We start from the raw sequence: 26953 nt of genomic DNA on the forward strand, positions 1-26953 counted from the left end.
CGCCCCGGGAAAAAGTGAACCCGGCCGTGCCCGGCTCCGAATATCAGACGATCTGATTTCACAGAGTCGCTCCTGCGCCTGAGCGGTTGACGACATCGCGCATACGCCCGGCACCGGTGCCGGGCCGGAAGGAGATCACCCGTGTTTGGCAAACGTTATGCCGCCTCGATGATCAATCGGAGTGCGGAGAACGATCAGGACCGGCGCAACTTCCTGCGCGCGGCCGGCATGACCGGTCTCGGTGTCGTCGGGGTCGGAGCGCTCGGCGGACTCGGCGGCCTCACCTCGGCCGCGTCGGCCGCGACCCGCACCTCGGCCCCAGTGGCCGAGGCGGCGACACCCCAGGTGAGTGACGGCGCGGTGCTGAACTTCGCGTTGAACCTGGAATACCTCGAGGCCGAGTTCTACCTGCACGCCGTGACAGGACGGGGCCTGGCCGACTCGATGACCACCGGCACCGGCACCCGCGGCGGAGTCACCGGCGGCCGCGCAGTGCGGTTCGAAACGAGGGCCGCGCGGCAGTACGCGCAGGAGATCGCCGGGGACGAGAAGGCGCACGTCGCGTTCCTGCGCTCGGTACTGGGCGCCGCGGCGGTCAGCCGCCCGGCGATCGACCTGCAGTCCAGCTTCACCGCGGCCGCGCAGGCAGCGGGCCTGGTCAAGCCCGGGCACACGTTCGACGCCTTCGCGTGCGAGGAAAACTTCCTGCTCGCCGCGTTCCTGTTCGAGGACGTCGGCGTGACCGCGTACAAGGGCGCGGCGCCGCTGATCAGCAACAAAACCTACCTCGAAGCCGCCGCCGGGATCCTCGCAGTCGAGGCCTACCACGCCGCGAACATCCGGGCCGCCCTCTACCAGCGTGGCGACGGGAAGGCCACCGTGAACCTGTCCGACGCCCGCGACAGCCTCGACGGCCCCACCGACGACGACCAAGGCGTCATCGACAGCCACGGCAACGCCAACATCGTCCCCACCGACGCCAACGGCATCGCCTACAGCCGCAGCCCCGGCCAAGTCCTCAACATCGTCTACCTGACAAACAAAGCCGCGACCTCCGGCGGCTTCTTCCCCAAGGGCGTCAACGGCGAAGTCAACACCAGCGCCGCCCACTGACCCACACCAGGATCACCTCGGGGAGGCCCGCACGACGAGCCTCCCCGAGGCGGGTGCAGCTGCCTGACTGCCTCGGCATTACCGCATAACCCAGTGGCCGAAAGGAGCGCAGCATGTCCACCGACACGACACCCGCGGCACCCCGGCCCGGCCGCGCCACCCTGGCCGACCTGGAAGCCCGCCTCCGCTGCCCCGCCGTGCCCGTCGATCCGGACACCGGCCTGGCCCACGCCCTCGACGACTACCTCGCGGCGGGATTCGACATCGAATGCGCGTCGGACGGCTGGATGGTGCTGCGCAAAGCAGGCTGCCGGTTCGTCCTCGCCCTCACCACGCACGGCGGAGACGCACCTCGGACGGCTGGTCGCTGAGCGCACCGGATCGACCGCGAAGTGCCGCCCGGACGGCAAATCGGCTACATGTTCGCGGCGCCGGTCTGGATCGCCTCCCGGATCCTGGCGTAGGTGCCGCAGCGGCAGATGTTGCGGATCTCGTCGAGGTCGGCGTCGGTGATGGCGTGGCCCGCGGCGGTGGCCTGCTTTACCTTCGCGACCGCGGCCATGATCTGGCCCGGCTGGCAGTAACCGCACTGGGCGACGTCCAGTTGCAGCCACGCTTCCTGCATGGGGTGCAGGTCCTTCCCGACGGTCGCGGGCAGGCCTTCGATCGTGGTGATCTCGTCGGTGTCCTTGATGTCGGCGACGCGCACCGAGCAGGGGTTGAACGCCTTCCCGTTGATGTGGCTGGTGCACGCCTTGCAGACGTCCAGACCGCAGCCGTACTTGGGCCCGGTGATGCCGAGCAGGTCGCGCAGGACCCAGAGGAGCCGGAGGTCGTCGTCGGCGTCGACGGTGACCTGCCGGCCGTTGACCTTGAAGGTGTGTTGCGGCACGGATCGCTCCTCAGAAGGCGTGGTCGAGGCCGTCGGTGGGCGACGGCGGCGTGGACGGCTGCAGCGGCAGCGGATCGAAGCTGAGCGTGCCGTGGTTGATCGGGAACGAGGTCGGCATTTTGCCCATGGCCCGGCCGTAGGCGCAGGCGACCGCGGCGAACGACGGCGCGACCGCCAGCTCGCCGGCGCCGCTCGGGCTGGTCGAGGTGTTCGGCATGACGATGACCTGCGTCTGCGGCGGGGTGTTCCACTCCCGGGTGTAGAAGTACTCGTCCCAGCTGCCTTCCAGCGGGATGCCGTCCTTGATGTGCAGGCTCGAGGTCAGGCACATCGCGATGCCGTCGGTGAGCCCGCCGATCATCTGCGCTTCCAGCCCGCGCGGGTTGATCGCGAAGCCGGGGTCGACTACGACGACTGCCTTCGTCACGCGCGGGCCGGTGACGGCGTCGGGGACCTTGCGGTTCACGGTCTCGGGCCGGCAGTCGATCTCGACCAGCACCGCGATCGCGCCGCGGTACTCGGAGTGCAGCGCGATGCCCTGGGCGGTGCCGGCCGGCATCGCCCGGCCCCAGTTCCCGGCCTGCGCGGCCTTGTCGAGGACCGCGCGCAGCCGGGTGTCCTTGAGGAACTCCCGGCGGAACGCGACCGGGTCCTTGCCGAACTTCTTCGCCAGCTGGTCGACGACGAGCTCCTCGGCGGTCACCACGTTCGGCGAGTAGATGTTGCGCATGCTGCCGGTGTTGAACTTCAGCGGGATCTCGTTGAGCAGCTGGGTGGTCACGCCGAAGTTGTAGGGCGAGGACTGGCTCAGCAGGAAGATCGACTCGGCGAAGCTGAGGTTCCCGGCGATCGGCAACCGCGAGGCGAAGGCCGTGAGCATCTCGCCGAGCCCGTGGCTGAACTCGGTCTCCACGCTGGTGTGCCGCTGCTCGAAGCTGACCACGTTGCCCAGCAGGTAGGTGGCCCGCACCCGCGACACGCACATCGGGTGGATGCGGCCCTGCCGGAAGTCGTCGGTGCGCGACCACATCAGCTTGACCGGCTTGCCCATCTTCTGCGACGCCTCGGCCGCTTCGGCGGCGGCGTCGTGGAACAGGTGCCGGCCGAACGAGCCGCCGCCCTGGGTAACGTGCACCTTCACCGCGTCCTGCGGCAGGCCGAGCTGCTTGGCGATGTCCTCCTGCGCGACGATCGGCACCTTCAGGCACGACCAGATCTCCGCGCGGTCCGACCGGACGTCGGCGATCGCCGAGCCGGTCTCCAGCGGGCTGTTGCTCGCGGCCGCGAAGGTGAATTCCGCGTCGATGTACTGGTCGAGCAGGCCGGGCACAGCCATCGGCAGCTGCGCGGCCTTGAGCTTCTGGAACACCGTCGCGTCGGACTCGCCGTCCACCGTGCCGGCGCCCCAGGTGACCTGCAACGCCCGGATCGCGTCGATGCACTGGCCGAAAGTACGGCCGCGCACCGCGACCCCGTGCGTGATCGCGGCGACGTCGGTGATCCCGGGCATCGCCTTGACCTGGGCCGCGTTGGCGATCGTCTTCGGCGTCCCGTTGATCGTCGGCGGCCGGGCCACCATGGTCGGCAACGCGTTCGGGATGTCGAGGTCGAGGGTGAACTGCTTGCGGCCGGTGACCGAGGCGTGCGCGTCGAGCCGGTTCTGCGGCGTGCCGAGGACTTTGAACTCCGAGCTCGCCTTCAAGGTGGCGACCGCGCTGACCGTCGTGGAGGACGCCGCGGCCTTCGACAGCGAGCCGTACCCCGCCTGCCGGCCGCTGGAGTGCCGGACCGTGCCGGCGGAGGTGGTCAGCTGCGACACCGGGACGCCCCACTGCGCGGCCGCCGCGGCGAGCAGCCGCTGCCGGGCGATCGACGAGGCGGTGCGGACCGGGGTGTAGATGCTGCGCATCGAGTTCGACCCGCCGGTGAGCTGGTTCATCAGCAGCTCGGGCCGCGCGTCGGCGAGGGTGACGTCGATCTGGTCCAGCGGCAGGTCGAGCTCCTCGGCGATCATCATCGCGACCGCGGTGGTCATCCCCTGCCCGACCTCCGCCCGAGGGACGGCGAAGGACGCGCGCCCGTCGGTGCCGACCTGGACGCTGATCAGGCCCGAGGTCGGCAGGGCGGCGAGGTTTTGCAGGTCGCCGAGGTCGAAGATGTCCTCGGGCTGCGGCAGTGAGGGGATCGCCGCTTCGGCCTGGCCGGGGGCGAGTTCGGCGGCGCCCACCTGCGCGGCGACGGCGAGCGTCGGCGCGGCGAGCACGAAGCCGAGGAAACGCCGGCGGCCGAGGGTGCGTGGTTCGGGGTCGTCCGGTGGCTGTGCGGCGGGGACGTGGTGGGCCATGAGCGGCTGGTTCCTCTCGAACGACGGTGTCGGAGAAGTGCGGGGCTGAACGCCGCCGGGCGGAGTGTTACACAGCTCACGCCGCCGAAAGAATGCCCTGGGTGCCTACGTTTGGCCTAGTGCCGTTGTGCACCATGCACAGCCGCGGGCCGCCTCAGGGCACGCGCGGTGGCGGCAGGAACGGCAGCGCCCGCACGATCAGCCCCAGCTCCAGCGGCAGTTCCCCGCCGGTGAGCCGCTGCTCGATCAGTCCTTCGATCCGGTGGATCCGGTTGAGCACGGTATTGCGGTGGCAGTGCAGCACTTGCGCCGAACGGGTCGCCGAACCGCCGGTGCCCACCCAGGTCGCGAGGGTCTCCAACAGGAAATCGCGCTCGTCCCCGCCCAGATCGAGCAAGCCGCGCAAATGGGTCTGCAGCAAGGAATCAGTCAATTCCGGCGAGCTGAGCAACAGGGCCTCGGGCAGGCGTTCGGCCAGGCACACGACCTCGGTCCGGCCCGGCGGCACCGTCCGCATCGCCAGGACCGACTGCCGGTAGGCCGTGTGCACCGCGGCCAGCCCCTCGACGACCAGCGACACCCCCGCCGCCGTGGCCAGCACCGAGCCCACCGCCGCGGTGGCCTTGACGACGTCGCGGCCGGGCAGCGAAACCAGGCCGACCAGCACGTCGGCGCGCAGCTGCCAGGCCGACGCCGAGCCGAGCTTCTCGAGCACAGCACCCAGCGGTTCGACGGAATCGACACCGCCCGGACCCGCGGCCGTCACGACGACGTAGGGCCCGGAGATCGGCAGCCGGAGAGTGCGGCCGGCCTCGTAGGCGAACCCGGCGTCGACGGCCCGGCCTTGCAGCAGCCCTTCCCACAACGACGCGCGCCGCTGCTCGTCCGCACGCACCAGCCCGCGCTCGGCCGTGTGATAAGCCTGGGCGACCTGGGCCGAGATCGCGTCGACGACCTCCCACACCCGGGTGGCGAGGTCGAGCATGGCCTCGTTGTTCACCTCGCCGGCCGCCCGCGCCTGGTCGGTCAGCGCCTGCCAGACCAAACGGCCGCCGAGGCGGAAGGACCGCAGCACGTCGTCGAGCGGCAGCAGCTGCTCCGCCCGGCGTCGCCCGGTCTCCCGGGCCGCGTCGTAGAAGTCCTCAGCATCGTCGACGCGGCCGATGAGCTGGAGCACGCGCCGGAGATTGTCGTGGCACGAATGCCACAAATCGTCCCGCGGCACGACATCGACCAGCCGGTAACCGGGATTCTGCTCGCCGATCACCGAAACCAGGACGTCGGTCAGCTGATCGACCCGCTGCAGCACGCTTTCCGCGAGCGAGCGCGCCGTGTCACCGCCGTCCAGCCGCTCGTCCATCATCCGCACCCACCTCGCTTACGCGGGATTCGGAGCCGACGGCCGTGCGGATCGGCCCGAATCGCAGGAGCCGACGGCCAGCCTACGTCCCGGCGGCGCCCGGCCGGAACCTGCCTCGGCGCCACCATCGTCCGCGACGGGCCGGTCGACGGCGCGATCACGGAGGAAGGCCACGGTGTCCGCTCGGTGCCGGGCTCTGGCTCGGCCATCACCTCGCCCAGGCGGCCGCCTGGCCCAACGCCGGTCAGCGCGAACCGCAGTTAAGCTACGCCACAAAGGACACCGGGACGACGAGCACACTGCCCTGTCGGAGATGTCCAGGCCCGGTCCGGAGATGGGTTCTCCCGCACCAGCCGGCCCCGCGGACCGCGCGGGAGCAATTCGGACATCAGTGCCATTCGGCCCTTGACTTCACCTGCCGCAGGGCGGACGGTTTTCCTGTACAGCGTGCAAATGAGGTACGCGTTCAGGAGCCACCGCGATCGCGGGCGACGGCCTCCGCCGGAAGACCGCGGCTGTTCGTCGGCGGCGCCCTCGTGTTCCCGTCTTCGGACTCGGCGAACAACGAGAGCGGAAGGCCGGCCATGGACAGCACCCAGCTTGACAACCTCAGAAGTCCCCCGGACAAGGCCGGCGGGCCGATGATGACCGCGGTCGTGCAGGACCGTTACAGCCCCGTTCCCGAGGAGCCGTTCCGGGTCGCGCAGATCGCCGCGCCCATCGCCGGGGACGGTGAAGTCCTGGTGCGGGTGCGCGCCGCCGGGGTGGACCGGGGCACCTGGCACATCATGGCCGGCCTGCCCTACCCGATCCGGCTGGCGGGCTTCGGCGCCCGCCGCCCGAAATACGCCAACCCCGGGCGGAACCTGGCCGGCACGGTCGAGGCCGTCGGCCCCGGGGTCACCGGCTTCGCACCGGGTGACGCGGTATTCGGCACGGCCACCAGCACTTTCGCGCAGTACGCGTCCGCCCGGATCGGCAAGCTCGCGCTGAAGCCGTCGCGTCTCTCGTTCGACCAGGCGGCGTCCGTCCCGGTCTCGGGAGTGACTGCCCTGCAAGCGATCCGCGACCACGGACGCGTCCGGCCCGGCGAAAAGGTCCTGATCATCGGCGCTTCCGGCGGTGTCGGCGCATTTGCCGTGCAGATCGCGAAGGCGTCCGGCGCGGAGGTCACCGGCGTTTGCCGCACGGCCAAGGTTGATCAGGTCCGCGCGCTGGGCGCCGACGACGTCATCGACTACAACCGGGCCGACTTCGCTGCCGGCGGGCAGCGTTACGACGTCGTCCTCGACATCGGCGGCAACAGCCGGCTGTCCACCTCCGCCGCGCCCTCGCGCCGCGGGGACGGCTGGTCATCGTCGGGGGCGAGACCGACGGCCGGCTGCTCGGCGGCAGCGACCGTCAGATCCGGGCGAAGCTGCTCTCGCCGTTCATCCGCCAGCAATTGGGCACGTTCGTCGCGAAGGAGAACGCTGCCGACCTGATCAGCCTCGCCGAACTCGTCGAGGCCGGAAAACTGACCGCCGCGATCGACCAGGCGTATCCGCTTGACGAAGCCGGCGCGGCCATCCGCCACCTGCTCGACGGGCACGGCAAAGCCGTCGTCTCCATTCCTGCAACAGGAAGCACATCATGACCGAGCCCCGCACGTCCTATCCGGTCCGCGTCGACGCGGCGCCCGAGCCGTCGGCCTCCCGTGGCCTCTGGCTGGTCAAATGGCTGCTGCTGATCCCGCATGTGGTCGTGCTGTTCTTCCTGTGGGTGGCGTTCTGCGTGGTCAGCGTGATCGCGTTCTTCGCGATCCTGATCACCGCGCGTTATCCGCGGCCGTTGTTCGATTTCAACGTCGGCGTGCTGCGCTGGACTTGGCGGGTGAACTACTACGGTTACGCCGCGCTGGGCACCGACCGCTACCCGCCGTTCACGCTGTCCGAGGTCGCCGGCTATCCGGCGCATCTGGAGGTGGCCTACCCCGAGCGGCTTTCCCGGGGCCTGGTGCTGGTCAAGTGGTGGCTGCTGGCCTTGCCGCACTTCATCGTGCTGTCGATCCTCGCCGGCGGCGGTCTTTGGGCCGGCTCACGCGTCAGCGGTGACGGAGGCTGGAACGCCGGCGCCGGCGCCGGTGGCCTGGTCACGCTGCTCGTGGTGATCGCCGCGATCGTGCTGCTGTTCACCGGCCGGTACCCGCAATCGTTGTACGACTTCGTGCTCGGCATCAACCGCTGGGCGCTGCGCGTGGCCGCGTACACCGGGCTGATGACCGACGAGTACCCGCCGTTCCGGCTCGACCAGGGCGGCACCGACCCCGCCACCACGCCCAACGGCCCGCCGCCGCCGACTCCGGCCACCCCGTCGGCCGGTGGGCACCAGGCCCCGGCTCCCGCAGCCGGCTGAATTCCCTCACTCGTGTGGTCGTGTTCCCTTCTGCCGCAGCAGTTCTAAACTGATGGCCGCGTCCCAGGCCCCGGCGTCTCCAGTGGTTTTCGAGCGGATCGGGGCACCCATTGACTGCAGCGAGCCTGAACGACCCCTACCCCCTCGGCTGGGTCCTCACCTACCGGAACCGCAACGGCGGCCGGCGGCTGATCGGGGTCGTGGCCGGCGAACCGGTCCTCGACCCCGACACCGGCGCCGAACTGATCCCCCTCGCCGAACCCGGCGACGCCAGGTGCAGACCCACCCGATGGATCAGCGACAACGACGTCATCGGCATCGACCCCCGCGGAGCCGGCCTTGACCGATGACGAGCCTTCGCGACTGCACATGGCCTCGGTCCAGCCAGGGCCGCAGCCCCAGACCCAGCCAGGCTTTCGGCCGGGATGGCAGGTGCGCTACCGCCGCCGCACCCACGATTCACTCCAGGACTGGCAGGAATTCACCGGCACCATCGCCGGCCCCAGCCTCCGCGACGTCCACAAGGACACGACGTGGACACCGGTGCTGCCGAGCGACGCGGGTGAGTACACGCCGGTTCAGCTTGTGCGGGAACGGGACATTCTTGAGGTTCGGGAAGGACCGGAGCGCGCCTGAGATCTCACGCTCGATGCCACAGCATGACGGACGGCGATTGACGGTCGCGCAGGGTCGGCCCCATGACGAGGTCGCCTTTCTCGACGAAAAGCTCACGCTCGACCGTCGTTTCCCCAGGAGAACTGCTTGACACAACCGCCGCTGGGACTCTGACGACAAATGTCGACTGCTGTTTGACCCAACGCTGGACCGACGGCTCCTCGCCCAACGGCAGATCGGGGCCCGTCATGGTCATCTTCGGCATGCGCCCGAGGAATCGGGCGCCAAAGGTCAGCGCGAGCCGGTACCGTTCCTTTTCGTCCACTTTGTAGATGTATTCATGCTTCCCGTGGCGAGCATTTTCGTCAGCCTTTCCCGGCATTCTGGGTCGCGACCGCGTGCCGACGTCATAGGTGAGGCCGGTACGGAGCCTGCTGCCGTACATCCGGAGGCTGTCGAGTTGATCACCGCCCGTTTCGGGTGCGGCTTGCATCTGACCAAGCACGTCCTGCAGGCAAAAGAAGGCGTTGCGCGATTCCGTGGACAGATACAATCCACCATCTTGGAAATACCAGTGTTGCAACTTATCCGCCAGGCCGCCCGTTTCTGCGGCGGTGAGCTTGGCCGGAAGCTTCCCGTATCTGGCGAGTACTTCGAGCAGTCGCCACAGTTTTAAGTAGGCGTCGAGGCGCTTCTGGCGGAGGTCGGAGTCGTACTCGGAGCGGAGCTTGGTCCGTAACGTGAAGTATGTGCCGAACCCCGACACCGCCGCGCCGACTATCGCAGTGAGCAACAAAGTGAGCCATGTGTTCACGCCTTCACGCCTCCACGCTTTGCCGCTGGTCCGACGCCAGGGTGGTGCTGTGGAGTCGCCGCCCGAGGGGGTGTCGTTACCGGCGCGCTGCTCAGGTCCGGGCGAAGACAGCAAGCCGGTCGGTGTGGCGCGGTTCCCAGCCCAGTTCACGTTGGGCCTTGGCCGGGGTGAGTTGCTGGTCGAGGGCGAAAGCGTCCGCGATCGGGCCCATTTCGGTGCGGGCCTGGTCCAGGGTAATCGACGTGGTCTTGAGCCCGGCACCGTGGGCCAGGGCTTCGGCGACCTCCTTCGCCGTCGGGTTCACTCCGCCTACGCCCAGGTAGACCGAACCGGCCGCGGCATTCAGCGCGGCGACGTAGAGCGGGGCGAGGTCGTCGATGTGGATCAGCGACCAGTGGGCGCTGCCGTCGCCGAGGTAGGGGATGGCGCCGCGCTGTTTGCCTGGCTGGATGAAGAAAACGTCGATCAAACGGTTGTCGCCGCCGTAGAGCAGGCCTGGCTGCAGGATGACCGGGCGGCCGCCCGCCCCCGCCCGCGCGAGCACCGCGTCTTCCACCGACTTGCGCCACGTCACCAGGCCCGGCGGGTTCCACGGGGCGGTTTCGTCCTGGACGCCGTCGGTGTTGCCGTAGACCCAGCTGCCGCTGGTGTGCACGTAAGTACCAGCGCCGACGCCGTCCTGCATCGCGGTGGACGCGGCCAGGTCCTCCTCCTCCGTGCTTGCCTGCGCGAGGTGGATCACGGCGTCGGCGCGCGCGGCGGCGTGGTTCAGGACATCCAGGTCCCGCAAGTCGCCACGGACCGCGGTGGCGCCGGCCGACGTGACGGCTTCAGCGGACTGCTCGCTACGGGCCAGCGCCTCCACCGCGTGGCCCTGACGGACCAGCTCCGCGATCGTGGCCCGGCCGATGTAGCCGGAGCCGCCGGTGAGGAAGACCTTCATCGCTAGCTCTCCTTCGTTCGTTTACTCCCTCCAGGATGTGGCGACGGCGGCCCGTGGGTCCAAGACCTCTTTCGCGCTCTGTGATACCCCCAGGACATCAGATGTCATGCCTCCTGGACAACTTTTATTGCCTCTCGGTTGACAGCGACGCTCGACCGGCCCCACACTCGGTGGCTATCCACACCAAACAGGCAGGAGCGCCGCATGAGCGTGGAGCGCTTGAATCCCGGGACCCTGGCCGCGCCGGTGATGAACCTCTACTCCCAGGTCGCCGTGGGGTCGCCGGGGGCGCGGCTGGTGGCGATCGCCGGGCAGGTCGCCCTCGATTCCGACGGTGAGCTGGTCGGGGCGGGCGACCACGGGGCGCAGGCCGAGCAGGTCTTCCCCACCTGCTCGGAGTGACCGATCCCGAGGAAATCGCCTGGCTGCAACAGCGATCCACCCCGATGCCGACCGCCACGCACACCCAGCCATTGCCCGAGCCAGCCGACGGCCTGCGCGTGCCCACCACGTACGTCCTCGGCGCCGCCCTGCCGTTTTTCGTGGACACCGCCAACGAGGCAGAGGCGGACGGCGTGCGGGTGGTGCGCTGGGACGACGCCGCTCATTACCTGCCGCTGCAATTCCCGTACCGCACGGCCGAACTGCTGCTCGGCCTCGCCTGACCACCACCGTCCACAGAGGAGCAACGATGACTTCGCCCGGCACGCTCGCCGTTCCGCCCGCGCCGCAGTTCGAGTCCGTCGAGGAGGAACGCCGGCACCGCAAGCAACGGCTGGCCGGCGCGCTGCGGGTGTTCGGCCGCCTCGGTTACGACGAGGGCGTCGCCGGGCACATCACCGTGCGGGACCCGGGTGAGCCGGACACGTTCTGGGTCAACCCGTTCGGCGTTTCCTTCGGCCGGATCAGTGTCCGCGACCTCGTCCGCGTCGACTCGAAGGGCGACGTCGTCGAGGGCACCCGCGCGGTCAACCGGGGCGCTTTCGTGATCCACGGCGCGATCCACGAACGCCGCCCGGACGTCGTCGCGGCCGCGCACGCCCACTCCATCCACGGGCGCGCGCTCGCCGCCCTCGGCACTCCCCTGCGCCCGGTCGTGCAGGAGGCCTGCGCCTTCTACGATGACCAGAGCGTCTACACCGACTACAACGGCCTGGCCCTGGAAGAGGAAGAAGGCCACCGGATGGCCGAAGCCCTGGGCGGCAACCGGGCGGTCGTGCTGCAGAACCACGGCGTGATCACGGTCGGGCAGAGCATCGAAGAAGCGGCCTACTGGTTCGTCAGCTTCGACCGCGCCGCCCAGGTCCAGCTGCTCGCCGAGGCCGCGGGCACCCCCGCCTACCTCGACGACGAGCAGGCCCGGATCGCCCACCGCCAGTTCGGCAGCCCCAGGCTGGCCCGCTTCAGCTTCGAAATCCTATGGGACGACATCGTGCACGCCCAGCCGGACCTGCTCGACGAGTGACCAGTGTGTCCGTTGTGGACACACACCGCTCAGCGGGGCACCGGGTGCCGCATCGGCATGGTGGCCGCGGTGGAGGCGATCAGCACGACCGCCGGCTCGCCCTCTGCGGCGGACAGGCGGTGCGACCGGGCCGAGTCGAAGTGGACGGAATCGCCGGCTGACAGCGTCTCCTTGCGCCCGTCGACGGTCAGCCGCACCGTGCCCGCCTCCACGTGCAGCCATTCCTCGCCGACGTGCTCGGCCACCTTGGTCGGCTTGCCGGGCGTCAGCTCGATCCGGACGACGGAGATCGTCGACCGCGGTCCGCTCAGCACGGTGTAACGGCCGTCCTGGCCGCGGTGCACCGGCGCGTCGCCCGCGCGGACGATCGACAGGTCGTCTTCCTCGTGTTCCTCGACCAGGTGGCTGACCGAAACGCCGTACACCCGCGCCAGCTGCAGCAGCGCACCGATCGACGGCTGCCGCTCGCCCTTTTCCAGCCGGGACAGGTGCGGCGCGGAGATCCCGGTCTGCCCGGCGAGCGCGCTGAGCGTGAGCCCCCGCTGGCCGCGCAGCTCCCGCAGCCGTCCGCTCACCCGCAGGTCGACGTCGTCAACTTGTGCCACCCGGGTAACGGTACACGCCTCACGGGAAACAACTAGGCCATCTGCCGTACCGCGACTACGCCAAGAATCCACGTAACTTTAGTCGTGAATCCAACAAGAATGCCCAACATGGCGCTTGACCGCGCAGCATCCGACACGGATCCTGCACAGTGGATTAGAGCGTGTCTGGCAAAGGTTGCGGGTCGCTGTGCGGCGGGCTGGCTCGGTGTAGCGGCGGCAGCCGCGAGACCGGCTTTCTCAGACACGCGCTAGTCCTCCTGCCTCACACCGACGTCCGGCCGGGAGCCGCCATGCGCAGATTCTTCGCCGTCCTCGCCACCGCCCTCGTCGCGGCCGGGCTGGTCAGCCCGCCCGCCGAGGCCCTCGAGAACGGCCTCGCCCGCACACCCCCGATGGGGTGGAACACCTGGAACACCTTCCAGTGCAACATCAACGAGACCCTGATCAAGCAGACCACCGACCTGATGGTCAGCTCCGGGATGCGCGACCGCGGCTACAACTACGTCAACCTGGACGACTGCTGGATGACGCAGAACCGGGACGGCGCGGGCAACCTGGTCGCCGATCCGGCGAAGTTCCCCAGCGGCCTCAAGGCCCTCGGCGACTACATCCACGCGCGCGGGATGAAGTTCGGGATCTACGAGAGCGCGGGATCCGAGACCTGCCAGCACTTCCCGGGCAGCCTCGGCCACGAGCAGGCCGACGCGAACAGCTTCGCGAGCTGGGGCGTCGACTACCTCAAGTACGACAATTGCGGCAGCCCGTCCGGCGAGACGCAGCAGGACTACGTCAAGCGCTACTCGGCGATGCGCGACGCGCTCAAGGCCACCGGCCGCCCGATCGCCTACAGCATCTGCGAATGGGGCAACTTCAGCCCGTCTTCGTGGGCGCCCGACGTCGGCAACCTGTGGCGCACCACCGGCGACATCAGCAGCAACTGGGGCAGCGTCGACTCGCTCTACCACCAGAACGTCGGCCTGGCTTCGGCCGCGAAACCCGGCGCCTGGAACGACCCCGACATGCTGGAAGTCGGCAACGGCATGGGCTTCCAGGAGGACCGCGCCCACTTCTCGCTCTGGGCCGCGATGGCCGCGCCGCTGATCGCCGGCGCCGACCTCCGTTCCGCCAGCGCCGCCACGTTCTCCACTTACTTGAACAGCGACGTCATCGCGCTCGACCAGGACCCGCTGGGCAAGCAGGCCACCCGGATCTCGTCGTCCGGCGGGCTCGACGTGCTGGCGAAACCGCTCCAGGGCGGTGACGTCGCGGTTGTGCTGTTCAACGAAAACAGCGGCACGCGCACGGTTTCGACGACGGCCGCCGCGGCGGGGCTGCCCGCTGCGGCGAACTACCGGCTGGCCAACCTGTGGTCGAAGGAGCTGACCACGAGCACCGGCACGATCAGCGCGAACGTCGCCTCGCACAGCACGGTGGTCTACCGCGTGACGCCCAACGCGAGCGGCAGCAGCATCGGCACGGCCCACCCGTTGCAGGGCGCGTCTTCGTCGCGCTGCATGGACATCAACGGCAACGTCACCACACCCGGCACCAAGGTCGACATCTGGGACTGCGACGGCGGGCCGAACCAGTCCTGGACGCTCACCAGCGCCGGCGAGCTGAAGGCCAACGGCCTCTGCCTCGACGCCGACGGGGGCGGCACCAGCGCCGGCACCAAGCTCATCGCCTGGACCTGTCACGGCGGCGCGAACCAGCAGTTCAAGCTCAACCCGGACGGCTCGATCACCGGCACGCAGACCGGCTTGTGCGTCGACGTCACCGGCGGCGACCAGTCGTCCGGGAACGTCAACGGCGTCCAGCTCGAACTCTGGGGCTGCAACGACGACGCGAACCAGAACTGGACGCTCAAAACCCCGTAAGGTCCTTCGCCCGCACCGCGTCAGTGGAGGATCTGCATACCGCCGAAGATCACGACCAGCAGGGCGCCCGCGCCGAAGCCCGCCAGGAGCGCGAGGCCGAACCTGGGGCGGAGCCGGACCCCCGCGTACGCCAGGCCCAGCGTGAACATCAGCCAGGCGCCCATGAGCGCGACATTCGTCATCATCGTGCCGCTGAGTTCGAACGCGCCTTTCGCGCCGCCGGCGACGACCAAGGCGAAAACGACCGAGACTCCCATTGTCGCCAGCCGGCTCTTGGCCAGTCCGGCGCTCGGCATCCGGTGCGGGTGATTACGCTCCATGGTGACCTCCTGGTCGGCTGTCACCAGTCTCACACGGTTTCCGCTTGATGTTCCTTACCGCGCGGTTACGGGCATTCGGCCACCACGGAAGCGAAATCAGTAAATGGCGACGCCGTACGCGTTCAGCGCCTCGGTCACCGGCTGGTAGAACGAATTCCCGCCGCTGGTGCAGTTTCCGCTGCCGCCCGAGGTCAGGCCGAGCGCGGTGTTGTTGGCGAACAGCGAGCCGCCGCTGTCGCCGCCTTCGACGCACACGGTGGTCGCGATCATGCCGGTCACCGTGGTGCCGTCGCTGTAGTTCACCGTGGTGTTGAGCCCGGTGACCTTGCCGGTGTGGAAGTGCGAGGTGCTGCCGGTGCGCCCGACGGTCTGCCCGACCACCGGGGTGCCCGCGTTCGCGATGTCGCGCAGCGTGCCGTTGTACAGGTCGACCGAGCCTGGGCGGTCGGTGGTGGCCGTGTACTGGAACAGCGAGTAGTCGTTGCCGGGGAAGCTGGTGCCGACGCGGGAGGCGATCGTCTTGCCGCTCGAATCGGCCCAGGTCGAGGCGACGTTGCCGCAGTGGCCGGCGGTGAGCAGGTACGCCGTGCTGGTGCCGGGCTTCTTCACGTTGAAGCCCAGCGAACACCGGACCCCGCCGCCGATGATGGCGTCGCCGCCGGCGATCGTGGTGCGGTACTCGCCTTTCACCTGCTGCAGCCGCGCGGTGTCACCGAGGGAGGCGACCACGGACTTCAGCCGCTCGAGGTTCGCCGGGCCCACGCTGTCGTCGGCGGACACCACGACCTGGTCGGTCACCGGGTCGATGGCCCAGGCCGTGCCGGGAATCGTCGCGCTCCGGCGCAGCGTGTCGAGGCTGCGGTCCAGTGCCGCCCCGCCGTGCTGGACGAATTTGGGCTCCGCTCCCCCGGCGCGTACGGCCTGTGCGCCGGCCTCGTCGGTCACCGTCACCACGAGCTTGCCCGCGCCGTCCAGGTAGGAGCCGGCGCTGGTGCCGCCCAGTTGCGCCGACAGCTCGGCGGCCGACCGGACGGGATCCGGCGCGGCCTGGCCGGCCGGTGCGAAAAGGGTGCCGCTCGCGACCAGAGCGGCGGTCAGTACCGCGATTTTGGCTGATGAAACGGCCGTACCCATGATGCCTCCTCGACAAGGGACCGGCGCACCGGGAAACACGGTGCGCCGGGCGAGAACTGCTAATTTTTATTAGCCAGCATTGGTTCGAGCCAGTTCACGGTACGGTCGGCGCGGACCCGCGAATACCGACGAAAGGCGGCATTGCGGGAAACGCGTTCTCGGCTCAGGAAGCGATGAAGGTGGTGGAGTGCCAGCCGGTGGCGCCGTTCGGGACGGTGCCCGCGCGCGCGTCGGTCTGGGTGTAGCCGGTCTTGTCGGTCGCGCGCACGAAAACCTGGTGTGTGCCCGGCTTCACGGTGATCTGCGCCCACCACATCCGCCAGGTGTTCACGTTCACCTCGGCCGACAGCATCACCGGCTGCCACTCGCCGTTGTCGACCTTGATCTCGACCCGCTCGATCCCCCGGAACTGCGCCCACGCGATCCCGGACAGCCGCACCGCGCCCGAGGACACCGTGTCGAAGCCCTTGGGCATGTCGATCCGCGACTCGGTTTTGATCGGCGCCTGCTCGCTCCAGCTGCGCTTGAGCCAGTACGCCTGCCGCGCTTTCCACGTGGTCACTTCGATGTCCACGATCCATTTCGTGGCCGACACATACCCATACAGCCCCGGTGTCACCAGCCGTGCCGGGAACCCGTGCTCCAGCGGCAACGGCTCGCGGTTCATCCCGATCGCCAGCATCGCGCCCCGCCCCCGGTCCAGCGCCGCCGCGACCGGGGTACCCGACGTCCAGCCGTCCACACTCGTGCAGAACAGCTGCTCCGCCCCGGGCCGCACCCCGGCTTCCGCCAGCAGGTCCGCCAGGTCCACGCCGATGAAGTTCGACGTCGACACGTAGGTGCCACCGACCTCATTGGACACACACGTCATGGTGATCGTCCGCTCGGTCAGCGGCCGGTTGCGGATGTCGCCGTAGCCGTACCGCATTTCCCGGTCCACCATGCCGTGGATCCGCAGCGCCCAGTCCTCGGTGCGCACCTGCGGCACCGACAGCGCCGTGTCCACCCGGTAGAAGGCCGGATTCGGCGTCAGGAACGACGGCGTGCCCAGCTTCGTGAAGTCCGCGTCCGCCGGAATGGGCGGCGCCGCGACCGCGGGCGTGAGCGTCCCGACCGCCGCGCGGGACGCCGTCGCGTCGCGGGTCCCGCTGATCAGCTGACCCGCCCCGGCGAACACCCCCGCCCCGACGACCACACCGGCCCCGCCCAGCAGGAACGACCGCCGTGACGCGCCCTCCCCCGCGACCACCGCGTGCTTGCGCGGCGCCAGCCGGTGCAGCACCACGAACACCGCCACCCCCACCACCAGGCTCGCCAACGGCGCCAGCAGCGCCACCGCCGTCAGGTCCGGCCGCTCGTACACCGCGAACCCGCCCACCAGCCCGAACAGCCCGACGATCGCCACCCCCGGCCACCGCGAACGCGCCGACACCACCCCGGCCAGCGCCGAGACCACCACCATCACCGCCGCCATGGAGCCGAGCAGCACGACCTTGTCGTAGGTGCCGAACGTCCGCACCGCGAAGTCCTTGAGCTGCACCGGAGTCAGGTCGATCGCCCCGTTGCCCACCGCCAGGTACGGCGAGGCGTTGATGCTGATGAACCCCGCCACCAGATGCCCCGCCGCCAGCGCGGCCAGCAGCGCCAGCACCCCGCACCACCCCGCCGACGGCAGCCGCAACCGCACCCGATCACGCGGCACAGGAGTCTCCGGAGGGCTGATCTCGGTAGCGGTCATGCAGGACATTCGGTTCCGGCGGCCGTTCGGATTGGCCGCCCGGTCGGTCAGCCTGCGGGTTGGATGAGTTCCAGCAGATTGCCTTCCGGGTCTTTGACGTACGCGAAGCTCGCGCCCGCGCGCGCAGCGGGTCCCGGCTCCGACACGGCCGTGGCCCCTGCGGCGAGGATGGCGGCGAACGACTTGGCGAGGTTGTCGACGTAGAGCGCCCAGTGGAAGTAGCCCTGCACTCCGGCGCCGTCGAAGGCGTCGGCGAATTCCTGCGGCTTCGAGCCGCTTCGTTCGATCAGCTCGATCTTCAGGCCGTCGGGAGCGCGCAGGATCACGGTGCGGACGCCCGCGTCGGGCAGTTCGAGGTGCTCTTCGACCTCCGTCAGGCCGAGCGCGTCGCCGTAAAACTTCTTCTGCACGTCGAGGTCCGCGACCGAGAGGCCGACGTGGTCGAAGCGAGCCGCGGTCATCGCGACCGCCCGAGGTAAATGACATTAACCATGGTAAGTGATGTTAACCTCGACCGGTGACCGAACGCAAGCCCCGGCCGACCGGCCGGCACCACGGCGACCTCCGCAACGCGCTGGAGTCCGCGGCCCTGGAACTGATCGCCGAGAACGGCCCGCGCGGGTTCACCCTCGCCGAAGCGTGCCGTCGGGCCGGGGTGAGTGTGGCCGCGCCGTACAAGCACTTCGCGGACCGTGACGCGCTGCTGGCGGCTCTCGCGGAGCGCGGCTACGACGAGCAGCGACGCCGCTTCAGCGCGGCCCTCGCCTCCGCCGGCGATCCCGTCGAACAGATGGCGCGCTTCGCGGCGGCGTACGTGAGGTTCGCCGTCGAGGAGCGCGGCCTGTTCGAGGCGACCTTCAGCGCAGGCCTGGACAAGTCCCGCTACCCGGCCCTCGCCGAGGCCGGCGAACGGCTGCTGCTGGTCCTGCACGACGCGGCGGCACAGCTGCGGCCCGGCGAGAAGCAGGCCCTCGGTCTCGTCCACGCGGTCGCCGCCACTGCGCACGGTTTCGCCGCCTTCGTGCTCGAGGGGATCTATTCCTCGGCTCGGGAAGCGGAGGCCCAAGCCTCGAACGCGGCCCGCCTCATCTCGGCGAGCCAGGACCCAGGGCTCGTGAGTGTTCAGGACGGTTAGAACCGTCCTAGACACTCACGAGAGCTTCACCGGAAGCCGCGCCACCCCATAGATGTTCTGACGAGCCGGACGCAACGGCACCTCCTCCGCCGGGACCGCCAGCCGCAGCGACGGGAAGCGGGTGCACAGGGCCGGGAGGGCGACGCGCAGCTCCACCCGGGCCAGCTGCTGGCCGAGGCACTGGTGGATGCCGTGCCCGAAGGCCAGGTGCCCGGTGGCCTTCCGGTCCAGGGCGAGGGCGTCGGGATCGGGGAACTTCGCCGGGTCGCGGTTGGCCGCTTGAAGCGAGACGGCGACCGATTCCCCGGCCTTGATCAGCTGCCCGTCCAATTCGACGTCCTCCAGCGCCACCCGCACCCCGGTGTGGGCGATGGTCAGGTAGCGCAACAGCTCCTCGACGGCCCGTTCGGCGGTCTCCTCGTCGGCGCCGCGCAGAAGCGCCAGCTGCTCAGGATTCCGCAGCAGCGCGAAGGTGCCGAGCGCGATCATGTTGGCGGTGGTGTCGAGACCGGCGCCCAGCAGGAACGTGCCGACCCCGCCCAGCTCGTCATCGGTCAGGTCGCTGGTCGTCAGGTCGCTGAGCAGATCGTCCGTCGGCGCGGCGCGCTTGGCCAGCACCAGCCCGCCCACGTACTTCTGCAACTCGCCGTACGCGGCGAACTGCTCCTCCGGGGTGGCGTCCGAGCGGGACATCTCCGCGGTGTGGCTTTGGAACTCGGCCCGGTCGGCGTACGGCACACCGAGCAGCTCGCAGATCATCACCGCGGGAACGGGATGCGCGAAGGCCTCGACCAGATCGACGTCCGGGCCGCGGCGCTCCATGGCGTCCAGGTGCTCCGCGGTGACCTGCTCGACGCGCTCGGCGAGCTGCCGCATCCGGCGGACGGTGAACTTGCCGGCCAGCAGACGCCGGTAGCGGGTGTGCTCGGGGGCGTCGATCCCGGTCAGGTCGCCGACCGGAGCGGGCGGCAGCTCACCGAGATCCTCCAAGCCGGGCAAGGGATAGTGCGCCAGCTCGACCCGCGAGCTGAAGCGCGGGTCGGCCAGCACCGCTCGGGTCTGCGCGTAACCGGTGACCAGCCAGCCCTGGTGCCCGTCCGGGTAGGCCAGCCGGGCCAGCGGGCGCTCTTCGCGGATCGCGCCCAGCTCGGCGGGCGGGTCGAAGGGGCAGCCCGCGGGACGCGCCAGGGGCAGCTCGGGAATCGTCATCGTGAACTCCTTGTCTGGCAACGATCAGCGGGCGGATTCGCGGGCGAACAGCTTCTTGGACCAGAAGTAGCCGACCAGTCCGATCAGGAGGCACCAGCCGAGCGCGAACCACGCGTTGTTCCCGATCGGCTTGTCCATCAGCAGCCCGCGCAGGGTTTCGATGATCGGGGTGAACGGCTGGTACTCGGCGAACCAGCGCAGCCCGGCCGGCATCGAGTCGGTGGGCACGAAACCGCTGCCGAGGAACGGCAGGATCACCAGCGGCATCAGCACATTGCTCGCGGTCTCCACGCTCTTGCTCACCTGGCCCAGCGCGACGGCCAGCCAGACGAGCGCGAACGTGACCGCCAGCAGCACCCCGGCCGTGGCCAGCCACGCGCCCGGTCCCGCGGCCGGCCGGAAGCCGACCAGCAGCGCCACCCCGGTCACCACCACCAGGGCGAACACCGCCTGGATCACGCTGCCCAGCACGTGCCCGGCCAGCACCGAGACGCGGGCGATGTGCATCGTCCGGAACCGGGCGATGATGCCCTCGGTCAGGTCCATCGCGATCGAGATCGACGTCCCCTGGACCGTCGCCGTCACGGTCATCAGGATGATCGCCGGCGCGACATAGTTGACGTACTCGGCGCGCCCGCCGGACGCCCCGCCGAGCCCGGCGCCCAGCGTGCCGCCGAACACGTAGACGAACAGCAGCAGGAAGACGATCGGCATCCCGATCAGCGTCAGGGTCATCGACGGGTAGCGCAGCATGTGCTTGAGGTTGCGGCGCAGCATCGTCACCGAATCACGCAGCGGATAAAACCGGACGGGTGCAGGAGCGAGGGTGGTCATCGCGTAGTCACCTTCTCGTAGTCGGGATTGCCGGTGAGAGCCAGGAAAACGTCGTCGAGGTCGGGGGTGTGCACGGACAGCTCGCCGACCTCGATGGACTGCTCGTCGAGCCGGTCGATCAGGGTCTTCAGCGAGCGCAGGCTGCCGTCGCTGGGCACCCGCAGGGCCAGCGCGTCGGTGTCGCGCGAGGCCTGGCCCAGCAGCCGCGTGGCCGCGTCGAGGTCGCTCGGGCCGGCGAACTGGAGGCGGACGTGCCCGCCGGCGACGCGGCGCTTCAGCTCGGCCGCGGTGCCCTCGGCGACCAGCCGGCCGTGGTCCAGGACCGCGATCCGGTCCGCCAGCTCATCGGCCTCCTCCAGGTACTGCGTGGTCAGGAAGATGGTGACGCCGCCGGCCACCAGCTCCCGGACGATCTGCCACATGCCCCGGCGGCTGCGCGGGTCGAGCCCGGTGGTCGGCTCGTCGAGGAAGATCACGCTGGGGCTGCCGACCAGCGTCATCGCCAGGTCGAGCCGGCGCCGCATGCCGCCGGAGTAGGCCGACGCCGGTTTGCCGCCCGCCTCAATCAGATCGAACTGTTCCAGCAGGCTCGCGACGCGGCGCCGGCCGTCACGCCGGCCGAGGTGGTGCAGATCCGCCATCAGGAGCAGGTTCTCCTGGCCGGTGAGCAGGTTGTCCACCGCGGAGAACTGGCCGGTGACGCCGATCGCGGCGCGCACCGCGTCCGGCTCGGCCGCGATGTCGTGCCCGCCGACCTGGGCGCTGCCGCTGTCGGCACTGAGCAGGGTGGACAGGATCTTGACCGTAGTGGTCTTTCCGGCGCCGTTCGCGCCGAGCAGCGAGAAGACGGTGCCCCGCGGCACGCTCAGGTCGACGCCGTCGAGCACCACGTGGTCGCCGAACGACTTGCGCAGCCCGGACGCCGCGATCGCCGCCGGGGATGGCTGGGTAACCATGGGATTCCCTTTCCAGGGTAGGAGAAAGCGGGTCAGGAACGGCGGATGGTCACGTGGCCGTAGGAAGTCTGCGCGCGCACCTCGACGGTCTCGTCGGACTCGCCCGGCCGGGAGGTGCTGTCCAGCTCGTTGCGCACCTGGCCGAAGCCGGTGTGCGCGTCGATCCAGGCCGCGGTGCCCTCGGCGATGCCGACCTCGACGTCGCCCAGCGCGGTTTCGAGCGTGACCGAGCCGCGGACCACCTCGCCGACGCGGACGGTGCCGTTCGCCGTCTTCGCCTCGAGCCCCGTGCCCGCCTGGTCGACGGAGATGTCGCCGTTCGCCGCGCGCAGCCGCGCGTCGCCGGTGACCGCGCCGATTTCGGTGAGACCATTGGAGTTCTTGACGACCACGTTGCCCTCGACCCGGCCGATGCCCACCTTCCCGGACCCGGTGCGGATCTCGGCGTTGCCCGCGACCTGCTCCGCGCTCACGTGGCCGGTCGAGGTGTCCAGGGTCAGCGGGCCGGTGCGCTCGAACCGGAAGTCCCCGACGGAGTTCTTGAGCCGGGTCTCCCCGAGCCGGCCGGTGCCGCGGAAGTTCGCCACCTGCGCGTCGCCGGACACCCGGGAGCCGCTGGGCAGCTCGACGGACACGTCGACCGAGCGGCTCTTGCGGGAGAAGTCGAACGGGCGGGCCTTCGGTCCCTTGACCCGCAGGACGCCGTCCGCGTACTCGACGCGGACCTGCTGCGCGGCCTTCACGTCGGATTCGTCGGACGGGTCGGTCGGGCGGACCTCGACGACCGTGTCGGTGCGGTCGCTCGCGCCGATCCGCACTTCGCCGGCGACGCCGATCTCGAAGGTGGCGGAAATGGCTTCGGGAGTCTCGAATTCAGGCATGGTTGTCCCCTCAGTGTGGGTCGGAAAGGCGTCCCCGCAGGTCGGGGACACGTAGTAAGAAAAGCGCTGTGTAAAAAAGCGCTGTGTGAGAAGCGGTGAAGGGCGGGTCAGTGCACCCAGCCGGTGAAGCTCTGCTTGGCCCGTTTCCCGTTGCCGCGGGCTTCGAGGCGCTGCTCGCGGTCGGACCGCTGCAGTGCGGCGGCGGCCGCCCGCACCAGCCAGGCGTTCACCGAACGCCCCTCCTTGGCCGCGGCCTCCTCGACTGCCGCCTTGAGCTGTTCGGGCAGGCGCACGTTGATCCGCGCGGCGGGGCCGTCCTCGGCGATCACCAGATCACTGTCGGAGGCGCCGTCGGACGCCGTCGCCGGGCCGGCCTCGCGCGCCGGGGCGGGCGGCGAGGTCACGACGAAGTCCGGGTCGCGGCCGCGCAGCCGCAGCTCCACCGAGCCCGGGGCCAGGTCCCGGGTGATCTCGTCGGAGGCCCCCGAGAGCGCGTCCAGCAGCGTCATCCGGATCGCCGATTCGAGCGGCCCGGTCAGGCGCTCGACCAGCGCACGCGCCTCGTCGCCGCCGGCTTCGGCCAGCGAGGCGAATTCACGGCCGAGGTCGTTCACATACGTGGTCAAGTCCATGGCACCACTATGGCACACGCGTGGTGCCATCACAAGCTCCGGTGGCTCAATTAGGTGCCAAACGGCGCGCCAGGCGATTAACTATGCAGTTCAGAGCGTGGTGCCAAAGTGGCTCAGGAGTCGGTCCAGTGGCCCAGCCAGGACTCGCGCCAGGCCACGGTCAGCTCGCTCACCCCGTCCGCGCCGGACTGGTCGACGTGGGCCTTCCACGCCTCCTCCAGCGCCGCGCACAGCTTGGACGCGGGCTGCTCGACCCCGCCCGAGGAGAACTGGCGCAGCACCTGCTTGGGCACGGCCAGCTTCGCCTTGCCGCGGATCACCGACTGCTCGGTGGCCCGGCAGATCAGGTATTCGACGGTGGCCAGGTCCCCCGCCGAAACGCCGGCGCCCGGCGCGTTGCCCGGCATCGGCACCTCCGGCGCGACCTGGGCCAGCGCGCGGTACAGGCACTCCAGCGGAGCGGCCAGGCCCTCCTGCTGGTGCGCGATCTCCCAGGACACCCACACCGCGATGCAGTCGGGCATCTGGAACGGGTGGTAGGCGAACGCAGGCCCGGCGAAGGTCTGGTAGTCGCTGGTCGGATCCACTGTGGACGGTTGCGGGCCGTCCGGGTCGGGCGGCAGGCCGAGCCGTTTGAACAGCTCGCGCAGCAGCTTGCGCGGCCGGGCCGCGGTCGACCCCTCGCCCAGCAGCTTGCCCAGGATGCGGTTCAGCCGGTCGGCGGCCACCCCCTGGATCGACAGCTGCAGGTGGACGAACGCGACGTCCGACAGCGTGGTGCCCGCGCAGCCGACCACCCCCACCTGGGGATACCGCTGCAGGAACGCGATGATCGCGTGGGTGGAGCCGATCCGCGCCGGCCCGGCGAAGGTCACCGGCAGGCAGGTGCCGATGCGCTGGCGGGACCGCAGATCACCGTTGTACAGCGGGGAAAACCCGCCGTCGGCGTGGTACACCTCGAACCAGTTCCCCTGCCGGTGCCCGGGCCGCGTGTCGGCGAGCCACAGGCTGTACCCGTGTTTCTCGCACAGCTCCCGGACGCGGTCGGCCAGCTCGAACCGCGTGTTCACCGACGTGTCCCGCAGCGCGATCGCGAACCGCACGGCCGGCGACGAGCACCGGGACGCGACCTCCTTGCGGGTGCGCAGATCGTGGTTGCGGGTCTTCACGATCGTCGGCAGCTGGGCCGGGCACTGCAACGACAGCAGCGGTGCGTCGATCAGCTTGGCCGCCGCGCCGGCGATCTCCTTCGCCAGGTCGCGGATGGCCAACCCGTGCCATTCGCAGACCTCGCGCGCGGCCGGGTCGATCGAGATCAGGCCCTCGAAGGTCTGCGCGGACTCGTAGATGAACGTCGGGTTGGGCGAGGTCGTCTGGTGGAACACCCAGGCACCGCCGGTCTCTTGTGGACGCTCGGCCGGCTGCTGGCCGTCGAAGCGCTCGATCACCTCGGTGCCGTCCAGCGGCTTGCGGGTGCGGGTGCGGGTGCCGATCACCACGCCCGCCCCGTTCGTCGCCGAGCACAGCGTTTCCAGGAAGACCGCGCGGTCCGGGCCCGGCGCCACCAGCTCGCGCAGGTAGCCGTGCCGGGCCGGCGCGTGGTGCACCTCGAAGTCCACTTTGGTCACCGGCTGGCGCGTTATCTCGAAGCCGGCCCGGGCCAGGTCGGCCACGTTCCGGACGGAGACCCGCTGCGTGCGCATGGCTCACCGGCCCCCGGTCGAATCGAAGCGCACGTTGGCGTCCAACGGTTTCCGGCGGTCCCAGGCCCCGGCGCCGGCCCAGCGCGGGGCGCCGATCCGGGACAGCGGGATGGCCGGCCCGTGCCACAGCGCCTGGCCGAGCAGCACCAGCGCGGCGATCACCGGCAGGCCGACGGCGATCGTGAGCATGACCTGCACGACCTCGCCCCGGGTTTTCGCCGCCACGGCCGCGGCGAACGCGGCGACGGCCGCGATGCTCAGCTGGACCAGCGCCTGCGGCAGTGTGCCGAGGTAACCGAGCACGGTGCGGCGCGGTGGCAGCGACAGGCGGCTGTAGAGGAAACCGGGCAGCAGCAACAACATGGTGATCACGGACTGGCCGTCGCCGATGTGGTCGAGCGCCTCGGTGGCCGCCCGGCCGTACGGCCACGGGCTGCCCACCAGCATCCAGCCGAGCACGAACGAGACCGCCGCGACGGCCAGCGCGTAGAAGGTCACGTTCAGCGGGCCGGACTTCGTGGAGTCCCGGAGCACCAGCGTCGCGCGGACCCGGATGTGGTCGCCGCGTGAGTCGCGCCCGCCGGACCGTCGCCAGTACGCCCGGCCTTCGTTGTCCGTCGTTCCGTTGACCAGGACCAGATCCCGGCCGAGCTCCCGCTCGGTCAGCTCGCGCGCGGCCTCGCGCAGCTGCGCGGCCGAGAACGCCGGGTGCCGCCGCAGCGAGTTGTCCAGCTCGCCCGACTCAGTCCGCACCGCGTCCCCGGTGGTGGCCGCGGCGGCGAGCCGGTGGCACGCGGGCAGGCTGCGCGGGGACAGCTCGACACCGGACTGGCCGGCCTCCCATTTGCGGCGGCGCACCAGGTCCGCGAGCCGGCGCAAGACCGTCTGCGCCTGGAGTTCCAGGATCTTGTGCCGGGCGCCGTCGGCTTCCTGCAGCGCGGCGGAATCCTGCCGTTCGGCCAGCGAGACCAGGTCTTCGGCCAGACCGTCCACCTGGTGCTGATCGGCGTCTGTGGACAGGTACATCCGGGAGATCTCGGCCTCCGGCGCCGTGGCGGCCACCAGGTGGTAGGACTTCAGCGTGGCCGGGATCATCGTCTCGTAGCTGACCACGTAACCGCGGCGGCTGGCCGCCAGCCGCCGCCACTGGTCGATCGCGACCGGCTGGCGCGCGTCGACGTGCAGCGGGGTCTCGTAGCTGAGCCGGTGCTCCTCGACCGAATCGTCCAGCGCCACCACCAGCATGTAGTCGCGGACCGCGACGTTCAGCAGGTACTCGTACTCGATCAGCAGGCCGGCATAACCGTCGAGGATGTCCAGCGCCATCTCCCGGCATTCCCGCCCGTAGCCGCGGACGGTGCCCTCGGCCGGCGCCAGGGTGAACTCCTGCTCCGGGTGGTTCCGCTCGGTCAGCAGCGTGAGCAGCGCCTGCTGGATGAGCCACCGCGGTTCGTGCACCTGGAACAGGAACGTGTTCAGCTCGTGTTTCGCGGTCTGCGCGTTCTCGTCGCCGGCGAGGATCCCGCGCAGCAGCCGGTACAGCCCCGAGGCGACCAGCCGCGACGCCTCGTGCTGGGTGAGCCGCGGCAGTTTCTGGCCCGCGCTGTCGAACACGTCGACCGGGGAGGCGTCGCGGCGGGGCAGCCGGGCCAGCGGCACCCACAACGCGCGCTGCTGCGCCGGCCTCGACGCGGCCCGCTCCCCGTGCTCCCGGCCGATCAGGTCCTGCAGCTGCGCGGTGGCGTGGCGCTGTCCCTCGTCGAGGAGCTTGAGGCTGACGTCGACCTCGGTGCTCCGGCGCGCGGTGCCGTGCTCGACGACGGTCAGCCGCTCGGTCAGCCGGCGCACGTGGTTGAGCCGCAGCGAGGTGTCCAGCAGCGCCAGCCCGACGGCCGCGCCCTGCCGGGAAAGGCGTGGTGGCGCACCGGGAATGGGGATCGTCTCGATCGCGTGCCGGAGGCTCTCGATACCGTCCATGCCGGTGAGACG

The 26953-nt window shown here is 70.1% G+C and carries 28 protein-coding genes and 1 pseudogene; 12 read left to right on the top strand and 17 right to left on the bottom strand.

The genetic code is table 11. The annotated features are described in order from the left end of the window. The first annotated feature begins 141 nt into the window (after window positions 1-141). On the top strand, window positions 142-1113 hold the full coding sequence (locus tag OG371_RS42890; RefSeq protein ID WP_329062770.1) for a ferritin-like domain-containing protein: 972 nt from the start codon (window positions 142-144) through the stop codon (window positions 1111-1113). Window positions 1114-1226: 113 nt separating this feature from the next. Next, the gene (locus tag OG371_RS42895; protein WP_329062772.1) at window positions 1227-1484 is read left to right on the top strand and encodes a hypothetical protein; all 258 of its coding nucleotides are present in this window, start codon (window positions 1227-1229) and stop codon (window positions 1482-1484) included. Between the two features lie 44 nt (window positions 1485-1528). Here the strand turns inward: OG371_RS42895 and OG371_RS42900 are convergent, their stop codons facing one another. The 3 genes from OG371_RS42900 to OG371_RS42910 form a co-directional block, all read right to left on the bottom strand. Further along, window positions 1529-2005, bottom strand: coding sequence for a (2Fe-2S)-binding protein (locus OG371_RS42900; RefSeq protein ID WP_329062774.1), 477 nt, complete (start codon window positions 2003-2005; stop codon window positions 1529-1531). Window positions 2006-2015: 10 nt separating this feature from the next. Further along, window positions 2016-4349, bottom strand: coding sequence for a molybdopterin cofactor-binding domain-containing protein (locus OG371_RS42905; protein WP_329062777.1), 2334 nt, complete (start codon window positions 4347-4349; stop codon window positions 2016-2018). 154 nt (window positions 4350-4503) lie between these two features. Beyond that, entirely contained in the window at window positions 4504-5712 is a 1209-nt protein-coding gene (locus OG371_RS42910) for a PucR family transcriptional regulator (protein WP_329062779.1), read from the bottom strand. A gap of 641 nt (window positions 5713-6353) precedes the next feature. Between OG371_RS42910 and OG371_RS42915 the strand changes: the two are divergent. The 5 genes and pseudogenes from OG371_RS42915 to OG371_RS42935 form a co-directional block, all read left to right on the top strand. Then, window positions 6354-6971, top strand: a pseudogene (locus OG371_RS42915) (NAD(P)-dependent alcohol dehydrogenase); the annotation flags it as partial. A gap of 92 nt (window positions 6972-7063) precedes the next feature. Then, entirely contained in the window at window positions 7064-7345 is a 282-nt protein-coding gene (locus OG371_RS42920) for a zinc-binding dehydrogenase (protein ID WP_329073414.1), read from the top strand. Then, complete coding sequence (locus tag OG371_RS42925) at window positions 7342-8103, top strand: DUF4389 domain-containing protein (RefSeq protein WP_442876048.1); 762 nt, start codon at window positions 7342-7344, stop codon at window positions 8101-8103. Before OG371_RS42920 ends, OG371_RS42925 begins: the two co-directional genes overlap by 4 nt. A gap of 110 nt (window positions 8104-8213) precedes the next feature. Then, window positions 8214-8453 carry a hypothetical protein gene (locus OG371_RS42930; protein ID WP_329062781.1) on the top strand — a complete coding sequence of 80 codons (240 nt, stop codon included), beginning with the start codon at window positions 8214-8216 and terminating at the stop codon, window positions 8451-8453. Further along, window positions 8443-8739 carry a hypothetical protein gene (locus OG371_RS42935; RefSeq protein WP_329062783.1) on the top strand — a complete coding sequence of 99 codons (297 nt, stop codon included), beginning with the start codon at window positions 8443-8445 and terminating at the stop codon, window positions 8737-8739. Before OG371_RS42930 ends, OG371_RS42935 begins: the two co-directional genes overlap by 11 nt. A 4-nt stretch (window positions 8740-8743) precedes the next feature. On the opposite strand, the gene OG371_RS42940 is transcribed toward OG371_RS42935, so the two are convergent. Both OG371_RS42940 and OG371_RS42945 read right to left on the bottom strand, forming a co-directional pair. Further along, window positions 8744-9532 (bottom strand): hypothetical protein, encoded by a 789-nt coding sequence (locus OG371_RS42940; RefSeq protein WP_329062785.1) that lies wholly within the window; start codon window positions 9530-9532, stop codon window positions 8744-8746. A gap of 91 nt (window positions 9533-9623) precedes the next feature. After that, a complete protein-coding gene (locus OG371_RS42945) occupies window positions 9624-10475 on the bottom strand; it encodes an NAD-dependent epimerase/dehydratase family protein (RefSeq protein ID WP_329062787.1) in 852 nt (283 codons plus the stop codon). 204 nt (window positions 10476-10679) lie between these two features. On the opposite strand from OG371_RS42945, the gene OG371_RS42950 reads away from it, so the two are divergent. From OG371_RS42950 to OG371_RS42960, 3 genes are read left to right on the top strand one after another with little or no spacing between them, the layout of a single operon-like run. After that, window positions 10680-10877 carry a hypothetical protein gene (locus OG371_RS42950; RefSeq protein WP_329062789.1) on the top strand — a complete coding sequence of 66 codons (198 nt, stop codon included), beginning with the start codon at window positions 10680-10682 and terminating at the stop codon, window positions 10875-10877. Next, window positions 10874-11140 (top strand): hypothetical protein, encoded by a 267-nt coding sequence (locus OG371_RS42955; RefSeq protein ID WP_329062791.1) that lies wholly within the window; start codon window positions 10874-10876, stop codon window positions 11138-11140. The genes OG371_RS42950 and OG371_RS42955 overlap by 4 nt, the downstream gene beginning before the upstream one ends. A gap of 26 nt (window positions 11141-11166) precedes the next feature. Continuing rightward, window positions 11167-11940 carry a class II aldolase/adducin family protein gene (locus OG371_RS42960; protein WP_329062793.1) on the top strand — a complete coding sequence of 258 codons (774 nt, stop codon included), beginning with the start codon at window positions 11167-11169 and terminating at the stop codon, window positions 11938-11940. A gap of 29 nt (window positions 11941-11969) precedes the next feature. On the opposite strand, the gene OG371_RS42965 is transcribed toward OG371_RS42960, so the two are convergent. Further along, window positions 11970-12545: a helix-turn-helix domain-containing protein gene (locus tag OG371_RS42965; protein WP_329062795.1), complete on the bottom strand. Its 576-nt coding sequence runs from the start codon at window positions 12543-12545 to the stop codon at window positions 11970-11972. A 290-nt stretch (window positions 12546-12835) separates the two neighbouring features. On the opposite strand from OG371_RS42965, the gene OG371_RS42970 reads away from it, so the two are divergent. Further along, window positions 12836-14422 carry a glycoside hydrolase family 27 protein gene (locus tag OG371_RS42970; RefSeq protein WP_329062797.1) on the top strand — a complete coding sequence of 529 codons (1587 nt, stop codon included), beginning with the start codon at window positions 12836-12838 and terminating at the stop codon, window positions 14420-14422. A 20-nt stretch (window positions 14423-14442) separates the two neighbouring features. Here OG371_RS42970 and OG371_RS42975 read toward each other — a convergent pair whose 3' ends face one another. The 4 genes from OG371_RS42975 to OG371_RS42990 all read right to left on the bottom strand — a co-directional run bounded on the left by OG371_RS42975 (window position 14443) and on the right by OG371_RS42990 (window position 18075). Then, the gene (locus OG371_RS42975) at window positions 14443-14775 is read right to left on the bottom strand and encodes a hypothetical protein (protein WP_329062799.1); all 333 of its coding nucleotides are present in this window, start codon (window positions 14773-14775) and stop codon (window positions 14443-14445) included. A gap of 63 nt (window positions 14776-14838) precedes the next feature. Further along, complete coding sequence (locus tag OG371_RS42980; protein WP_329062801.1) at window positions 14839-15876, bottom strand: S1 family peptidase; 1038 nt, start codon at window positions 15874-15876, stop codon at window positions 14839-14841. A 163-nt stretch (window positions 15877-16039) separates the two neighbouring features. After that, the gene (locus OG371_RS42985) at window positions 16040-17614 is read right to left on the bottom strand and encodes a molybdopterin-dependent oxidoreductase (protein ID WP_329062803.1); all 1575 of its coding nucleotides are present in this window, start codon (window positions 17612-17614) and stop codon (window positions 16040-16042) included. 47 nt (window positions 17615-17661) lie between these two features. Next, a complete protein-coding gene (locus OG371_RS42990; RefSeq protein ID WP_329062805.1) occupies window positions 17662-18075 on the bottom strand; it encodes a VOC family protein in 414 nt (137 codons plus the stop codon). Between the two features lie 56 nt (window positions 18076-18131). Between OG371_RS42990 and OG371_RS42995 the strand changes: the two genes are divergently transcribed. Further along, window positions 18132-18749: a TetR/AcrR family transcriptional regulator gene (locus OG371_RS42995; RefSeq protein WP_329062806.1), complete on the top strand. Its 618-nt coding sequence runs from the start codon at window positions 18132-18134 to the stop codon at window positions 18747-18749. Window positions 18750-18764: 15 nt separating this feature from the next. On the opposite strand, the gene OG371_RS43000 is transcribed toward OG371_RS42995, so the two are convergent. The 7 genes from OG371_RS43000 to OG371_RS43030 form a co-directional block, all read right to left on the bottom strand. After that, window positions 18765-19958 carry a cytochrome P450 gene (locus OG371_RS43000; protein ID WP_329062809.1) on the bottom strand — a complete coding sequence of 398 codons (1194 nt, stop codon included), beginning with the start codon at window positions 19956-19958 and terminating at the stop codon, window positions 18765-18767. A gap of 24 nt (window positions 19959-19982) precedes the next feature. Next, complete coding sequence (locus OG371_RS43005; protein WP_329062811.1) at window positions 19983-20792, bottom strand: ABC transporter permease; 810 nt, start codon at window positions 20790-20792, stop codon at window positions 19983-19985. Further along, a complete protein-coding gene (locus OG371_RS43010) occupies window positions 20789-21748 on the bottom strand; it encodes an ATP-binding cassette domain-containing protein (RefSeq protein WP_329062813.1) in 960 nt (319 codons plus the stop codon). The genes OG371_RS43005 and OG371_RS43010 overlap by 4 nt, the downstream gene beginning before the upstream one ends. Window positions 21749-21780: 32 nt before the next feature. Further along, the gene (locus tag OG371_RS43015) at window positions 21781-22629 is read right to left on the bottom strand and encodes a DUF4097 family beta strand repeat-containing protein (protein ID WP_329062815.1); all 849 of its coding nucleotides are present in this window, start codon (window positions 22627-22629) and stop codon (window positions 21781-21783) included. Between the two features lie 107 nt (window positions 22630-22736). Beyond that, window positions 22737-23261 carry a YlcI/YnfO family protein gene (locus tag OG371_RS43020; RefSeq protein ID WP_329062817.1) on the bottom strand — a complete coding sequence of 175 codons (525 nt, stop codon included), beginning with the start codon at window positions 23259-23261 and terminating at the stop codon, window positions 22737-22739. A gap of 113 nt (window positions 23262-23374) precedes the next feature. Beyond that, entirely contained in the window at window positions 23375-24964 is a 1590-nt protein-coding gene (locus OG371_RS43025) for a hypothetical protein (RefSeq protein ID WP_329062819.1), read from the bottom strand. A 3-nt stretch (window positions 24965-24967) separates the two neighbouring features. Then, window positions 24968-26941 (bottom strand): hypothetical protein, encoded by a 1974-nt coding sequence (locus OG371_RS43030; protein WP_329062821.1) that lies wholly within the window; start codon window positions 26939-26941, stop codon window positions 24968-24970. Window positions 26942-26953: the final 12 nt, after the last annotated feature.

Origin of the sequence: Amycolatopsis sp. NBC_01480, from assembly GCF_036227205.1 — a bacterium.
Classification (GTDB): domain Bacteria; phylum Actinomycetota; class Actinomycetes; order Mycobacteriales; family Pseudonocardiaceae; genus Amycolatopsis.

Coding starts and splice junctions, on each gene's coding strand:
- OG371_RS42925 (WP_442876048.1), top strand. CDS start 7,342: ATGACCGAGCCCCGCACGTCCTATCCGGTCCGCGTCGACGCGGCGCCC.
- OG371_RS42910 (WP_329062779.1), bottom strand. CDS start 5,712: ATGATGGACGAGCGGCTGGACGGCGGTGACACGGCGCGCTCGCTCGCG.
- OG371_RS42980 (WP_329062801.1), bottom strand. CDS start 15,876: ATGGGTACGGCCGTTTCATCAGCCAAAATCGCGGTACTGACCGCCGCT.
- OG371_RS42990 (WP_329062805.1), bottom strand. CDS start 18,075: ATGACCGCGGCTCGCTTCGACCACGTCGGCCTCTCGGTCGCGGACCTC.
- OG371_RS43015 (WP_329062815.1), bottom strand. CDS start 22,629: ATGCCTGAATTCGAGACTCCCGAAGCCATTTCCGCCACCTTCGAGATC.
- OG371_RS43000 (WP_329062809.1), bottom strand. CDS start 19,958: ATGACGATTCCCGAGCTGCCCCTGGCGCGTCCCGCGGGCTGCCCCTTC.
- OG371_RS42905 (WP_329062777.1), bottom strand. CDS start 4,349: ATGGCCCACCACGTCCCCGCCGCACAGCCACCGGACGACCCCGAACCA.
- OG371_RS42960 (WP_329062793.1), top strand. CDS start 11,167: ATGACTTCGCCCGGCACGCTCGCCGTTCCGCCCGCGCCGCAGTTCGAG.
- OG371_RS43030 (WP_329062821.1), bottom strand. CDS start 26,941: ATGGACGGTATCGAGAGCCTCCGGCACGCGATCGAGACGATCCCCATT.
- OG371_RS43010 (WP_329062813.1), bottom strand. CDS start 21,748: ATGGTTACCCAGCCATCCCCGGCGGCGATCGCGGCGTCCGGGCTGCGC.
- OG371_RS42895 (WP_329062772.1), top strand. CDS start 1,227: ATGTCCACCGACACGACACCCGCGGCACCCCGGCCCGGCCGCGCCACC.
- OG371_RS42985 (WP_329062803.1), bottom strand. CDS start 17,614: ATGACCGCTACCGAGATCAGCCCTCCGGAGACTCCTGTGCCGCGTGAT.
- OG371_RS42970 (WP_329062797.1), top strand. CDS start 12,836: ATGCGCAGATTCTTCGCCGTCCTCGCCACCGCCCTCGTCGCGGCCGGG.
- OG371_RS43025 (WP_329062819.1), bottom strand. CDS start 24,964: ATGCGCACGCAGCGGGTCTCCGTCCGGAACGTGGCCGACCTGGCCCGG.
- OG371_RS42945 (WP_329062787.1), bottom strand. CDS start 10,475: ATGAAGGTCTTCCTCACCGGCGGCTCCGGCTACATCGGCCGGGCCACG.
- OG371_RS43005 (WP_329062811.1), bottom strand. CDS start 20,792: ATGACCACCCTCGCTCCTGCACCCGTCCGGTTTTATCCGCTGCGTGAT.
- OG371_RS43020 (WP_329062817.1), bottom strand. CDS start 23,261: ATGGACTTGACCACGTATGTGAACGACCTCGGCCGTGAATTCGCCTCG.
- OG371_RS42950 (WP_329062789.1), top strand. CDS start 10,680: ATGAGCGTGGAGCGCTTGAATCCCGGGACCCTGGCCGCGCCGGTGATG.